The organism is Novosphingobium taihuense, assembly GCF_007830315.1.
Taxonomy (GTDB): domain Bacteria; phylum Pseudomonadota; class Alphaproteobacteria; order Sphingomonadales; family Sphingomonadaceae; genus Novosphingobium; species Novosphingobium taihuense.
On sequence record NZ_VLKJ01000006.1, the window covers coordinates 174,919 to 188,035 of the forward strand.

General features: G+C 64.5%; 13 protein-coding genes. All 13 read right to left on the reverse strand.

Annotated features, from left to right (window positions below; genetic code table 11):
- Positions 1-33: 33 nt before the first annotated feature.
- The gene (gene murD / locus IQ25_RS13465) at positions 34-1,365 is read right to left on the reverse strand and encodes a UDP-N-acetylmuramoyl-L-alanine--D-glutamate ligase (protein ID WP_144906656.1); all 1,332 of its coding nucleotides are present in this window, start codon (positions 1,363-1,365) and stop codon (positions 34-36) included.
- Complete coding sequence (mraY, locus tag IQ25_RS13470; protein ID WP_144906657.1) at positions 1,362-2,426, reverse strand: phospho-N-acetylmuramoyl-pentapeptide-transferase; 1,065 nt, start codon at positions 2,424-2,426, stop codon at positions 1,362-1,364. The genes murD and mraY overlap by 4 nt, the downstream gene beginning before the upstream one ends.
- A complete protein-coding gene (locus tag IQ25_RS13475; protein ID WP_144906659.1) occupies positions 2,427-3,896 on the reverse strand; it encodes a UDP-N-acetylmuramoyl-tripeptide--D-alanyl-D-alanine ligase in 1,470 nt (489 codons plus the stop codon).
- Positions 3,893-5,341, reverse strand: a complete 1,449-nt coding sequence (locus IQ25_RS13480; RefSeq protein ID WP_144906661.1) for a UDP-N-acetylmuramoyl-L-alanyl-D-glutamate--2,6-diaminopimelate ligase — start codon at positions 5,339-5,341, stop codon at positions 3,893-3,895. Before IQ25_RS13480 ends, IQ25_RS13475 begins: the two co-directional genes overlap by 4 nt.
- On the reverse strand, positions 5,338-7,083 hold the full coding sequence (locus IQ25_RS13485) for a peptidoglycan D,D-transpeptidase FtsI family protein (RefSeq protein ID WP_144906663.1): 1,746 nt from the start codon (positions 7,081-7,083) through the stop codon (positions 5,338-5,340). Before IQ25_RS13485 ends, IQ25_RS13480 begins: the two co-directional genes overlap by 4 nt.
- On the reverse strand, positions 7,080-7,850 hold the full coding sequence (locus IQ25_RS13490) for a hypothetical protein (RefSeq protein ID WP_144906665.1): 771 nt from the start codon (positions 7,848-7,850) through the stop codon (positions 7,080-7,082). The genes IQ25_RS13485 and IQ25_RS13490 overlap by 4 nt, the downstream gene beginning before the upstream one ends.
- Positions 7,847-8,833, reverse strand: coding sequence for a 16S rRNA (cytosine(1402)-N(4))-methyltransferase RsmH (gene rsmH / locus IQ25_RS13495; protein WP_144906667.1), 987 nt, complete (start codon positions 8,831-8,833; stop codon positions 7,847-7,849). Before rsmH ends, IQ25_RS13490 begins: the two co-directional genes overlap by 4 nt.
- Positions 8,830-9,327, reverse strand: a complete 498-nt coding sequence (locus IQ25_RS13500; RefSeq protein ID WP_144906670.1) for a division/cell wall cluster transcriptional repressor MraZ — start codon at positions 9,325-9,327, stop codon at positions 8,830-8,832. Before IQ25_RS13500 ends, rsmH begins: the two co-directional genes overlap by 4 nt.
- Positions 9,328-9,651: 324 nt before the next feature.
- Complete coding sequence (locus IQ25_RS13505) at positions 9,652-10,371, reverse strand: motility-associated ABC transporter substrate-binding family protein (protein WP_144906672.1); 720 nt, start codon at positions 10,369-10,371, stop codon at positions 9,652-9,654.
- 6 nt (positions 10,372-10,377) lie between these two features.
- A complete protein-coding gene (locus IQ25_RS13510) occupies positions 10,378-10,776 on the reverse strand; it encodes a hypothetical protein (protein ID WP_144906674.1) in 399 nt (132 codons plus the stop codon).
- Positions 10,777-10,790: 14 nt separating this feature from the next.
- Positions 10,791-11,789: a cysteine synthase A gene (locus IQ25_RS13515; protein ID WP_144906676.1), complete on the reverse strand. Its 999-nt coding sequence runs from the start codon at positions 11,787-11,789 to the stop codon at positions 10,791-10,793.
- Between the two features lie 76 nt (positions 11,790-11,865).
- Entirely contained in the window at positions 11,866-12,528 is a 663-nt protein-coding gene (gene ccmB, locus IQ25_RS13520; protein WP_144906678.1) for a heme exporter protein CcmB, read from the reverse strand.
- Entirely contained in the window at positions 12,525-13,100 is a 576-nt protein-coding gene (gene ccmA, locus IQ25_RS13525; protein ID WP_144906680.1) for a heme ABC exporter ATP-binding protein CcmA, read from the reverse strand. Before ccmA ends, ccmB begins: the two co-directional genes overlap by 4 nt.
- Between the last annotated feature and the right edge of the window lie 17 nt (positions 13,101-13,117).

Consider the following 13,117-nt stretch of genomic DNA (forward strand, 5'->3'; position numbering starts at 1 on the left):
TCGTCACAAGGCGCGTTGGGGTCGGCGTCGTGCTCATGACCCCTTCCCCGGTGGGCAGGGAGCCTCACGATCCTCGATCAGCGCCTCAACAATCTGGCGGAAGCTGTCGCCCCGCGCCTCGAAATCGCGGAACTGGTCAAAGCTGGCGCAGGCGGGGGAGAGCATCACGACATCACCGGGCTGCGCCGCTTCCATCGCCTGCCGCACCGCATCGCACATCATCTCGCTGCGGTTGACGGGCATGACAGGTTCGAGAATGTCGGCGAACATCGGCCCTGCCTCGCCGATGGTATAAGCCGCAACGACATGGTCGAAGTAGGGCGCGCACTCGTCGAGATTGTCGCTCTTGGGCAGGCCGCCGAGGATCCAGTGGATGCGCGGATAGGCGCCAAGCGCAGGGGCAGTCGATGCCGGATTGGTCGCCTTGCTGTCGTTGACGAAGAGGACGCCGCCCGCCTCAGCTACCCGCTCCATGCGGTGAGGCAGGCCTACGAAACTGGCGAGCGCCGGGCGCCACACATCTTCGCCAATGCCAAGCTGGCGCGCGATCTCCACTGCAATCGCCGCGTTTTGCAGGTTGTGCGGCCCTTGCAGCGATGGCCAGGCGAGTTGTCCTTCGAGTATATCGGGCTGAACCACGTGAACGAAACCCGCGTCATGCGTGGCCGAAGCTTCGCGCGCGATCTTCAGTGTATGTTCGTCACCGCACCCGAACACCGCGTGGTGCTGCGCAGACTGCATCTCAAACAACCGTGCCTTTGCGGCGGCATATCCGGAAAAGCCGTCGTATCGATCGAGGTGATCCGGGCTGAGGTTGATCAGCGCCGCAACGTCGCAATCAAGGCTCTGCGTCAGGTCGATCTGATAGCTCGAAAGCTCCAGAACATAGACCCCGCCTTCCGGCAAAGGCTCCTGTCCGAGTACCGGCAACCCGATATTGCCGCCGAGCCGCGCCTCGAGGCCTGCAGCCTTGCAGATGTGATGAACCAGCATTGTCGTGGTCGACTTGCCGTTGGTACCGGTGATGCCGACGACGCGATGGGCGGGCAGATCGGCGCGGGCCTGCGCGAAGAGTTCGATGTCGCCGATGACCGGCACGCCGAACGAAGCAGCATGGGCAGCAATTGGATGGCGGTTAAGAGGCACGCCCGGGCTGACGACCACACCTGCAAACCCTGTCAGGTCTATCGCCAACGGATCGGCGATGGTGCAGCGGCCTTCGTAGGCTGCGCGCGGCTCCTCGCGGCTGTCCCACACGGTGACTTCGGCCCCGCCTGCCAGCAGTGCTTCGACGCTCGCCTGCCCCGAACGGGCCAAGCCGAGCACGGCAAAGCGCTTGCCGGAAAAGGCGGGCGAGACGATCATCGCACCTTCAGCGTGGCAAGGCCGATCAGCGCGAGCACGATCGACACGATCCAGAAGCGGATCACGACAGTCGATTCCTTCCAGCCGAGCTGTTCGAAGTGGTGATGGATCGGCGCCATGCGGAACACGCGCTTGCCGGTGCGCTTGTAGACGGCGACCTGCACGATCACCGATACGGCCTCCATCACGAACAAGCCACCGACGATGGCAAGCACGATCTCGTGATGCGCGGCCACCGCGATCACGCCCAAGGCACCGCCAAGGGCAAGGCTGCCGGTATCGCCCATGAACACGGCGGCAGGAGGTGCGTTGAACCACAGGAAGGCAAGCCCTGCCCCCATCATCGCCGCGCAGAAGATGGCAAGCTCGCCTGCTCCCTTCACGTGTGGAATGCCGAGGTAGGACGAATAGTCCACGCGGCCCGCAAGATAGGCGATGATTGCAAAGGTGCCAGCTGCAATGATCACCGGCATGATCGCCAGACCGTCGAGCCCGTCAGTCAGGTTCACCGCATTGCCCGCCCCCACGATCACGAAGATCGCGAACAAGTAATAAAACGGACCAAGCGGGATGTAGAGATTGCTGAATACCGGAACGTAGAGGTTGGTCTCGCCGACCGCCAGCCAAGCAGCGAGGGCTGCGACTACGAACTCACCGGCAAGGCGCACCTTTGCCGGCACGCCCTTGTGCGCGTACTTGGTAACCTTGTCGTAATCGTCAAGGAAGCCGATCAGGCCGAAGCCCAGCGTAACCACGACGCAGGCCCAGACAAGGCGGCTGGTTACGTCCATCCACAGCAGGAGCGACAGCGTCAGTGCCGTGACGATCATCAGTCCGCCCATAGTCGGCGTGCCGCGCTTGGCCAGGTGCGATTGCGGACCGTCCTCGCGGATCGGCTGGCCCTTGCCCTGGCGCACGCGCAGCATGTTGATGAAGCGCGGGCCTATGATAAGGCCGATCAGCAGCGCGGTCAGCAGCGTCGCCCCGGCGCGGAACGTCTGATAGCGGATGAGGTTGCTGAATCCCTCGAAGTGCAGCCACTCGGCCAGCTGGTAGAGCATTCACCGTTCCTTGGCGGTAAGCGAGCGCACGATCGCGCCAAGTCCCACCGAATTCGACCCTTTCACGAGGATGGCATCACCCCCGCGTACGCCATCGGCAGCCAGGCATTCCGCCGCTTCCGAAGCCGTCTGCACATGCGTTACATCGATCTGACCGGCAAGCGAGGACGAGCCGTTTTTCCCCAGCACGTCGGCCAGTGGCGCCATTTCGGCTCCGACCAGCACCAGCCTGTCGACCTTGCCCTCGGAGATGGGGCCAGCCAGTTCACCGTGATAGCGCGCCTCGGCCTCGCCCAGCTCCCTCATCGCGCCCAGAATGGCAACGCGGCGCGTGGCAGGCGTAGCGCCCAGCTGACGCAGCGTGACTGCCATCGAGGCCGGGTTGGCGTTGTAGCTTTCGTCGATCAGCAGCGCCTTGCCCGAATCGTCGCCGCCGGTCGCAGCGATTTCGTGCCGAGCGCCTCGCCCGGCAAGGCCTTCCATCTCGGCCAACGCAAGCCCTGCCGCGCCCAAATCGCCGCCAATGGCTTCGACAGCAGCCATGATTGCCAGCGAATTGGTCACCCAGTGCTCGCCCGGCTGCGAGATGGTGTAGCATACCTTACGTCCGCCGAGGTCCGCCGTCACCAATGTGCCGCCACCGGAGGCTGGTACTGCATCAATCAGACGGACGCTGGCATCACCATGACGGCCAAAGCTTACCACACGTTCCGCGTACTGGACCGCCTTGGCATGCAAACGCTCGTAATGGCCATTGTCATGCGGAATGATCGCCACGCCGCCGTGTTCGAGCCCTTCGAAGATCTCCGCCTTGGCGTCGGCAATCGCCTCCTCACCCGAGAAATGGCCGATATGGGCGGGCGCGATGGTGGTCACGATCGCCACGTGCGGGCGCACCAGTTGCGTCAGCGCCGCCAGCTCTCCCGCGTGGTTCATGCCCATCTCGAACACGCCGAAGCTGGTGCGTGCGGGCATGCGCGCAAGGCTCAGCGGAACGCCGACGTGGTTGTTGTAACTCTTGACCGACCTGTGCGCACGCCCCCTGCTCGCCCGGTCGAGCGCGGCATAGAGCGCTTCCTTGACCCCGGTCTTGCCAGCTGAGCCGGTCACTCCGATGATGCCCGCATCTACGCGATTTCGCGCGGCTTTTCCCAGATCCTCGAGGGCAGTTGAAGTGTTCTGAACGAGGACGTGGGAGCCGAAGCAGCCGTGCTCCACCACCGCGCCGGCCGCCCCCCGACCGAAAGCGCCCTCGAGGTAGCGATGCCCATCTGAGGCTTCGCCCTTGAGCGCGAAGAACAGGTCCCCGTCGACCACCTCGCGACTGTCGATCTCGACGCCGGATACGGCAAACGTCCCGCTCGCCCTGCCGCCGGTTGCGCGCGCGATCTCCTCGCTTGTCCAAAGCGCAAGGCCCGCCGCATCTGACGGGTCCTCGGGCCATGAAATCAGAGCGGGATGGGCGGTCATGTGGTGCACTCCCTTGCGACCTGTACGTCATCGAACGGCAGGACGCGCGTGGCATCTCCCCTGCCCACGATCTGCCCCTGCTCGTGCCCCTTTCCTGCAACAAGGACGATGTCGTCGCGCCCGGCCTCGGCAATAGCGGCGGCAATCGCGGCGCGGCGATCCCCGATCTCGCGCGCCTTGTCATCACATCCAGCCATTACAGCCGCGCGGATTTCCGCCGGGTCCTCGCCGCGCGCATTGTCATCCGTGACAATTACCAGATCAGAGCCTGCACAAGCCGCGCGCCCCATTTCCGGGCGCTTGCCGCCATCGCGGTCACCACCTGCGCCAAACACTGTGATCAGCCTGCCCTTGGTATGGGGCCGCAGCGCCGCAATTGCCGCTTCGATGGCATCGGGCGTATGCGCATAGTCGACGTAGACCGGCGCACCTGCGCGATTGATCGCCGCCCGCTCAAGCCGACCGCGAACCGGTTGCAGTCGACCGAGAGCATCGAATACCTTGTCAGCATCAGTCCCTGCGGCCATCGCCAGCCCTGCCGAGACCAGCGCATTGGCAGCCTGATAGGCGCCGATCAAAGGCAGGTTAATCTTGCGGGTCTTGCCTTCGAATTCGATCTCGAGCGTCTGCCCGAGTTGCGTGGGCGTACGGGCTAGCAGGCGGATCTCGGTCCCCTGCTCGCCCACACCGAGCAGCCGCAGACCCCGCCGGCGGACGTGCTCTACCGCCCGTTCAGACCATTCGTCGTCCATCCAGACGACGGCCGTGCCGCTCTCTTCCACGACATGGTCGAACAGGCGCATCTTCGCCGCGAAATAGTCGTCCATCGTCGCATGATAATCGAGATGGTCGCGGCTGAGGTTGGTGAAGGCTCCGGCAACGACGCGCAGGCCTTCGTTGCGGTACTGCGAGAGGCCGTGGCTGGACGCTTCATAGGCGACGTGCGTCACGCCTTCACGAGCAAGACCGGTCATGTTCGAAAGGAATGTCACTATGTCCGGCGTGGTGAGGCCGGTCGAGACACTTTCGTCTGCCGTGGTCACGCCAAGCGTGCCGATGGAAGCCGCAGAATATCCGGCCATCCGCCAGATCTGCCGCGTCATTTCGACGGTCGAGGTCTTGCCGTTCGTCCCGGTGACGGCGACAACCGTTTCGGGCACAGGCTGGAAGAAACGTGCAGCCAGCGCGGCAAAGGCACGGCGCGGCTCTTCGTCGGCAATGTGAACCGCGCCCTCGACTGTTGCCTGAGGCCGTGCAACGACCGCGACGGCCCCCGCCTTCACCGCATCGGCAATGAAGTCCTCGCCGTTGAATCGCGTACCGGGAAATGCGCCAAACACCGTGCCGGGCGCCACCTTGCGATGGTCGATGGCAAAACCTGTGACGTTGGCATCGCCGTTCTCGACCGCGAAGCCCGCCGCATCGAGGATCGCGCCGAGCTTCATTCACCTTCTCCGTTGCCGACGAGCGGCGAAAGATCTGAAATGTCGATGTCGCGCGTATCGTCTGGCACGACACCAAGGAACGGTCCGATGCGAGGCACCACGCGCCCCACGATCGGCGCGGCGTTCCATGCAGCAGTGCGCTGATAGGAGGTGGCCGCTGTGCCCTTGGGTTCGTCGAGCATGGCAATCACCACGTAGCGCGGCTTGTCCATCGGGAACGCGGCGGCAAAGGTCGCGACGAGCGAGGTGCGGTTGTAGCCGCCCTTTCCACCTGGCTTCTCCGCCGAGCCTGTCTTGCCGCCAACCCGGAAGCCTGCGGCATTGGCGGTCTTGCCAGTGCCATCGACCACAATCATCCGCAGCAGCTGGCGCATGCGCGCGCTGGTCGAAGCCTTGTACACCCGGCGGCCCTCTGGGATCTGTGTCGGCTCACGCTTGAACAGGGTTGCGGGCCGCCAGATGCCGCCGTTGACCATAGCTGCATAGGCGGCGGCGAGGTGCAACGGGGTGACAGCGATGCCGTGGCCGTAGCTGACCGTCATGGTTGTGATCCGGGCCCACTCGCCGGTCTTCTCGTGCCCGCGCGGCCAGAGCGGGAAGCCGCGCGCGGGCAGTTCGATGTAGGGCCGCTCGTTCATGCCGAGAGCCGCCATCGTCTTCTTGAGCGCAGGTCCGCCAAGCTTGTCGGCCACTTGCGCGGTAACGATGTTCGAGGAATGAATCAGCGCCTCGGGCACGTTCAGCGATGCCCCGAAGCTGTGGCTGTCACGAATGCGGAACCCGCCGATTTCGAGCGGCCGATCGGAGGGATAGCGCACCGAAAGATCGGTCACCACGCCAGCATCGATCGCGGCGGCAATCGAGAGCGGCTTGAACGTGGAGCCCAGTTCGTAGACCTGGTTGGTGACCTTGTTGAACACAAGGTTGTTCAGCGCCTTGTCGGAGCGGTTCGGGTTGAAGGATGGCAGGGAGGCAAGCGCGATGACTTCGCCGGTATCCACGTCGAGGATCACACCAGCGGCGCCCTTGGCCTCGGTTTCCAGCATGCCGCGTCCGAGTTCGTCCTCAAGCGCGCCTTGCGCCCGCATGTCGATCGACAGTGCTACCGGCTGGCCGCGCTGCGCCGGATCAAGGAGCTGCTTCTCAAGCACCTGCTCCATTCCAACGTGGCCGTGGCCTTCGCTGTCGACATAGCCCAAAACGTGCGCTCCCAGCGATCCCTGCGGATAGTAGCGCTGGTTCTCGCGCGGGAATTCAAGAGCGGGCTCGCCCAGCGCAAATATGCGGTTCGCCTCTTCGGGCATGACCCGCTGGCGAAGGTAGCTCGGCTTGTCGGACTTCAACCGGCGAAGGAGATCGTTGTAGTCCGCGTCGGGAAAGATCGTGAGTAGCGCCCTGGCCACTTCCTCGGGCGATTTGACCAGTGGCGATCCGTTCTCGCCGAACGCTTTCGGATTGTACCACAGAGCGTAGGACGGAAACGCACGGGCCAGCGGAACGCCATTGCGATCCGTGATCTCGCCGCGCGGGGGCAGAAGCGCCTCGGCCAACGAGCGCCGCTCGGGCGCGCCCTCGAAGAAGCCCAGCTGGGCAATGCGGGCAAGCGCGGCAAAGCCGAAGAACAGGATGAAGCCTGCTACCACCAACGCGCGCACCTTGGCCTCAACCAGCGAGCGCTGTCGAACATTGGCCAGCTTGACGCGGCCCGAGGCGATGGCGGCGGAGGCGGTGAGTGCGTTCACCGGGCTGCCTTAGCCTCCTTGCCCTTTGCGGCGCGAGGGGCCGCAGGCGACTTGTCCTTCTTCGGGGCCGACTTATCCGCAGTTGCGACAGCCTTGGCCTTGGGCTTGGCCTTGTCCGCTTTGGCGACTGCAGGCTTTTCCTTGGCAGTCTTGGAAACCTTGGCCTCGACCTTCTTCGCTGGGCGCTCCTTGTCCGACGCGGTTTCCTTGCGCACGGGTCCACGCGGCCGAGCATCGACCACTTTGCCCAGCCGGTCCTTCAGTGTCTCGACCGCCTCGTCATGCGCCACCTTGCGGGAGGGACGATCGTCGCGGGAGTCATCCTCGTCAGAGACTGCGACAACCTTGCGATCGTTGCTTGCCAGAACCTTGCCAGTCAGCGGAGAGACCATCGCGGGAAACGCTGCCGATGCGATCACGCTGTCATCCACACTGGCCACGCGGATCGGCGCAGGCGCATCGGGTCGTGATGGCAGGCTCAGTTCGGCAAGTTGGCGTTCGCCTTCGAGGTACTGGCTGGCATTCGGCGCGGTGTAGCCGAACTCGACGTCGTTCCAGGTCTTGAGTTGCTGCTGGTTGGAGCGGGTCTCGAATTCGGTCTCGAGATACATTTTCTCCTGCTTCAGCGCGACGATACGCGCTTCGGCATGATGGATCTGGCTGCGCAGCGCGTTGACGCGGAACGCCAGCACCATGACCAGCGCCAGGCACAGGCCGAGCAAAACCAGCCACCCGATCGAGCGCAGGCGGCTTGCCGTCGTGATCATGCCGCAGCCCTCCCTGCACCGCTGCGCGCCGGCGCCGTGGTCCGTTCGGCCCAGCGCAACGTGGCAGAGCGGGCGCGCGGGTTGCGCTCCTCTTCCTCGGGCGTCGGGCGGATCGCGGACGAAGGCTTGGCGAAGACAGGTTCCACGCGGGAAGTCACCTGCGGCAGATGGCGCGAACCTGCAGGCACGGCCCCTGCCGCCTCGCGGAGGAACTGCTTGACGATGCGGTCCTCAAGGCTGTGGAAGCTCACCACCGCAATCCGGCCGCCGGGCACGAGCACTTTCTCCGCAGCGGCAAGGCCAGCGATCAGTTCGTCCAGTTCGCCGTTCACGTGGATGCGTACCGCCTGGAAGCTGCGCGTCGCCGGGTCCTTCTGCGCCTTGGGGCCCTTGATGTCCGGGCGATAGCCGAGCGCCTTGCGCACGACGTTGGCGAATTGTCCGGTCGTGGTCAGCGGGCGGGCAGCGACGATGGCGCGGGCAATCCGGCGCGACTGGCGTTCTTCGCCATAGCGGTAGAGAACGTCCGCTATATCCCCCTCGTCTGCTTCATTCAGGAAATCCGCCGCACTTGGACCGTCCTGTGACATTCGCATGTCTAACGGACCGTCTGACGAGAAGGCAAATCCGCGCCCCGGCTGATCAAGCTGCATTGAGCTCACTCCGATGTCGAACACGACGCCCTGAACGCCCGCAATTCCGGCTTCTGCAAGTCCCTCGGCGAGTTCGGAAAAGCGGCGTGCGTGGAGGACCAGCCGTGGATCTTTTCCACAGGTTTCTCCCCAGAGCTTTCCCGCGGCGATAGCATCGGGATCACGATCGAACGCATGGACCGTCGCGCCCGATTCCAGCAACCGGCGAGTGTAGCCGCCGGCACCGAACGTCGCGTCGACAATAAGATCGCCCGGCTTTGGATCGAGCGCGTCGACCACCTCTTCGAGCAGCACGGGAATGTGCGGGGCCTTGGCAGGAACAGCGTTCACTTGCGCTTCCCCTTTGCAGCTTCGGCCATCTTGGCACGGCAACCAGCTTGTGCACCGGCCCATGCCTCGCCCTGCTCGAACAAGATGCTCGGATTCCAGATGGTGATCTGGCGACCACCCCCGTGGAAGTAGAGGCCATCCTCCACCTTCCCCAATTCTGACAGATAATCGGGCAGGACGAACCGGCCGCTTTCGTCGAAGCTGGCGCGGTAGAAGCCGTAGACCTGACCTTCGGCAGCATCGCGGTCAAAATCGAGGCCGAGGCGCAACTTCTTCTCTTCCTCGCGGTCGATCTCCGCTGCGAAGTCGGCAAGGCGGGACAGGCCGAATCCGGTCAGACAGGGCAGACGGGGATGCTTGTCGAGGCAGAGGATGCGCTGATTGGCCGAGGCAGTGTAGATATCGGAGCGGAAGTCGGCAGGCAGGACGAAGCGGCCCTTTTCGCCACGCGGCGAAAAGCCCTGTCCCACCAGATTTACCGGCCCTCCCGTCACGCCTGGACACCCCGCTCGTGGACGCGCGCTCCTTCGCTCGGCCCTGCACCATCGCGCAAAGCCGACTCATCCCCCGCGGATGCGAATGGAAACTCGTCCCGATAGACACATTACTAACGCGGGACCGGGCGGGCGAAAAGGGGAAAATGCGGGAAAATGCGGACTAGTTATGATTCCGTAGCATTTTTTCCGCACCTTACCGTGATGGTAACCATAACTTGCCTCAATTCGCGGCAACAGAATCCTCGAGAATCCAAGACTTGTCCAGCGCAGGGATAGCCCCGCCCGGATCTGACCCGTGTTTTCCCGCACCGAAGCGGGAGTTCAGTCGGCAAATGTTTCGCCGAGCAGGTCGGAAAGCGCGGATTCGCGCGACTGCGGGCTATCGGATGCTTCAAGCACCGCAGCATCTGCCACGAGGACGGCCCGCCCTTTCCCGACCTCGCACCGGGCGATGAGGCCGTCCGGCGTGATGGAACAGCGGGAGTCTATCCCACCAGTTCTCGGTCGGAAGGCACCAGCAAGGTTCACCGGAACGTGCTCGCCCGCGCTTTCCCGCAAACCTGCAGGCTGGTGCTCATCGAATTGCAGTTCCAGTCCCCATCGCCCAAGGATCGGTGACACCAGCGCCACGTCCTGCGGCCTGCGACGGTCTCCAAGGGCAAAGGCACTTTCCTGCGTCAGCATCGGGTCGGCAAACATCAGCAAATGCCCGCCCTGCCGCACCCAGGTGTCGAGCGCGACGTTCTCTTCGGGCATGAGCGGTCGGGGTTGCGCGATGACCAGCGCTTCGATGCGGGAAATATGCAACAGCGTATCGAGCGGGACCAGATGCCCATGCCGCTCCAGCACGGCTCTGGCCCAGTGAGCCTGCTGCGGCCCATCAACCAGGCCCTTGAGATCGCCAGCCTCATTCCAGACGATCGGCAGGCTGGTAAAGAGGCCCAACGACCGTTCGTCGGGCTTGCTTCGTCCAACCATCGCCCACAGCGTAGCCGAGGCAACGACAGCGATCAGCAAGAGGATCAGAAAACGGCGGCCCATCGCCGATCAGTTCTCTGGCGCATTCACCGTGGGCGGGGCTGCGGGCGGAGGAGCCGGCGAAATCGAGACCGTCGGCTTTTCCTTGGCGGTCACCGGCAGTTGCGGGGCCACGCCCATATCGGCGAGAGGGTCCTTGGCCGAAGTCTCGCTCGCCTGCGCGGCAGGGGCAGCCGTGTTGACCGCGCTCGCATCAATGTACTTCGCCCGGTCCATGATGACGTTGGCAAGGCTGACAAGCAGGAGCATCCCGGCAAGACCGAATAGTCCGACCTGCAGCCGGTGCACAGCCTGAGCCCGCAATTCCCGCGTCGTCGGCGGCACGTGGGCCAGCGCGCTCGCAGCAGCCATTTCCGCCTCGGTCGGAGGGGGAGCCGGTCGTGCAGCGGGGAAGCCGAACATTGCCATCGTGGCAGTCTAGCCTATTGCTCCAGCCAAGGGAACACCGGCAGATTCTTGGCCCTGAGCCACTCTGGATTGTAGAGCGACGAGAGGTAGCGGAAGCCCGTATCGCACAGGATCGTCGCCACGCGGCTGCCCTTGCCCAACTGCTTGGCCAACGCCACCGCGCCTGCCACGTTGATCCCGCTAGACAGGCCAAGGCACAGGCCTTCGTCCGCCAGCAGCCGCTCGACCCAGTAGAGCCCTTCCTCGTCCGAGATGCGGAACTGCGTGTCGATCGGCGCACCTTCCAGATTGGCGGTGATGCGTCCCTGCCCGATGCCCTCGGCTACCGAAGACCCCTCCGCCTTCAACTCGCCATTGGCGTAATAATTATAGAGCGCCGCGCCGTGCGGGTCGGTCAGCGCAATGGTCACGTTCTCGTCAAAGGCCTTTAGCCCCAGCCCCGTGCCCGCAATCGTCCCGCCAGTGCCTGCAGCGCAAGTAAAGCCATCGATGCGGCGCTCCATCTGCTCCCAGATCTCGGGCGCAGTGCTTTCGATATGGGCGCGGCGATTGGCGATGTTGTCGAACTGGTTGGCCCAGACCGCACCTTCTGTCTCCTCGGCAATCCGGCGTGAGGTATGGACGAAGTGCCCCGGGTTCGAGAACGGCGCGGCCGGCACCAGCACCAGCTCAGCCCGCAGCGCGCGCAGCGTGTCCATCTTCTCGCGCGATTGCGTTTCGGGCATGACGATGACCGACTTGTAGCCACGCGCATTGGCGACCAGCGCAAGGCCGATGCCGGTATTGCCCGCCGTGCCTTCCACGATCGTCCCGCCGGGCTTCAGCACGCCCCGCTCCTCGGCATCGCGCACGATCCACAGCGCCGCGCGGTCCTTCACCGATGCGCCGGGATTGGCAAACTCGCACTTGCCGTAGATCTCGGCCCCTGCCGCCTCGCTCGGCCCTTTCAGCAGGACGAGCGGCGTGTTGCCGATGAGCGAAATAGTATCGGGTGCAATCGAAGGAGCCATCATGCGCCCCGAGTTAGGGGCACTTCGCGCAAATGCCAACGAATTTGCGCTTTGGGTGCGCCAAGCCCTGCTCGCAATGCTATTCGCGTCCGGCGCGGATTGCCCCGCCACCTGCAAACGGCGCAACGGCGATGGCCACCAGACTGCACGCCCCCAGCAGCATCAGTCCGCCCTCGCCCCCCGGCTGCAAGGACCCTGCGCCAAAGATCAGCAGCGGCACTGCCAACGGTATCGCCAGCAACCCGCCCAGCGCGGCCCCGGCACGCAACCCGGCAGTCAAAGCTGCAATGGTTACGCCAATTGCCGCCAGCCCCGGCGTGCCGAGCAGAAGCCCCACCTCCACCGTCCAAAGCTGCTGCGCATCAAGCGAGAGCAGCCCCGCCGAAATCGGCGCGGCCAACATCAGCGGAACCCCAAAGCTCAGCCAGTGGGCAACTATCCGCACCAGAATGAGCGCTTCTTCGGAAATCCCGCGCAAGGCCCACTGGTCGAACATGCCCGCTTCCACGTCCGGCTCGACCAACCTGTCCAGCGGCAGGATCGCTGCCAGCAGCGCCGCCACCCAGATCACCCCCGCCCCGGTCCGCGCCAGCAACCGCGCGTCCGGCCCCACCGCAAAGGGAAACAGCATCGCCACGGCAAGGAAGAACAGCAGCGGCAACACTGCGCCGCCACGGCCCTGAGCGCCTCGTGTGAGCAGCACCAGATCGCGCACGAAGATAGGCCACAACTTGCGGATCACGGCTTGAAGTCCAGCAGTTCGACAACCTTCACCGCATCCAGCGAGAGCGGCTGATGCGAAGCGATGATCACCGCCCCGCCCGCATTACAATGCGCCTTGATCGCAGCCTGCGCGATGCACGACCAGTGCGTGTCGAGCCCGTTCAGCGGTTCATCCAGCAGCCACAACGGCGCCCCGCTCGCCGCAACCCGCGCAAGAGCCGCGCGCTTGCGCTGGCCGGTGGAAAGATAGCGCACTGGCACGTCGAGCAGGTCAGCCAGCCCGAAGTCGGCCTCCACCTGCGGCGCACGGTCGATCCGCCGCCAGAAGGCCAGCGCGCGCTCAAGCGGCTCGTGTCCATCCAGCGCCAATCGTTCATCAGAAAGCGCCAGACCGCCCGTTCGCTCCACCGTCCCGGCAAAAGGCCGCAGCAGGCCTGCCAGGATACGGATCAGGCTCGATTTGCCAATGCCGTTGGGTCCGGCCAGATGCACGACCTCACCCTCTGACAGATCGAACGACAGCCCCCGGAACAGAATCCGGTCCCCGCGCCTGCAGGCAATATCCGTGGCGACGAGACCGCACTCTTGCATGGCGCCATCCGATAGGG

What these genes read in the sequence shown, in the direction of transcription:
- IQ25_RS13515 (WP_144906676.1), bottom strand. Translation starts at nt 11,789, where the DNA reads ATGATGGCTCCTTCGATTGCACCCGATACTATTTCGCTCATCGGCAAC.
- IQ25_RS13475 (WP_144906659.1), bottom strand. Translation starts at nt 3,896, where the DNA reads ATGACCGCCCATCCCGCTCTGATTTCATGGCCCGAGGACCCGTCAGAT.
- ccmA (WP_144906680.1), bottom strand. Translation starts at nt 13,100, where the DNA reads ATGCAAGAGTGCGGTCTCGTCGCCACGGATATTGCCTGCAGGCGCGGG.
- mraY (WP_144906657.1), bottom strand. Translation starts at nt 2,426, where the DNA reads ATGCTCTACCAGCTGGCCGAGTGGCTGCACTTCGAGGGATTCAGCAAC.
- IQ25_RS13480 (WP_144906661.1), bottom strand. Translation starts at nt 5,341, where the DNA reads ATGAAGCTCGGCGCGATCCTCGATGCGGCGGGCTTCGCGGTCGAGAAC.
- IQ25_RS13505 (WP_144906672.1), bottom strand. Translation starts at nt 10,371, where the DNA reads ATGGGCCGCCGTTTTCTGATCCTCTTGCTGATCGCTGTCGTTGCCTCG.
- murD (WP_144906656.1), bottom strand. Translation starts at nt 1,365, where the DNA reads ATGATCGTCTCGCCCGCCTTTTCCGGCAAGCGCTTTGCCGTGCTCGGC.
- IQ25_RS13510 (WP_144906674.1), bottom strand. Translation starts at nt 10,776, where the DNA reads ATGGCAATGTTCGGCTTCCCCGCTGCACGACCGGCTCCCCCTCCGACC.
- IQ25_RS13490 (WP_144906665.1), bottom strand. Translation starts at nt 7,850, where the DNA reads ATGATCACGACGGCAAGCCGCCTGCGCTCGATCGGGTGGCTGGTTTTG.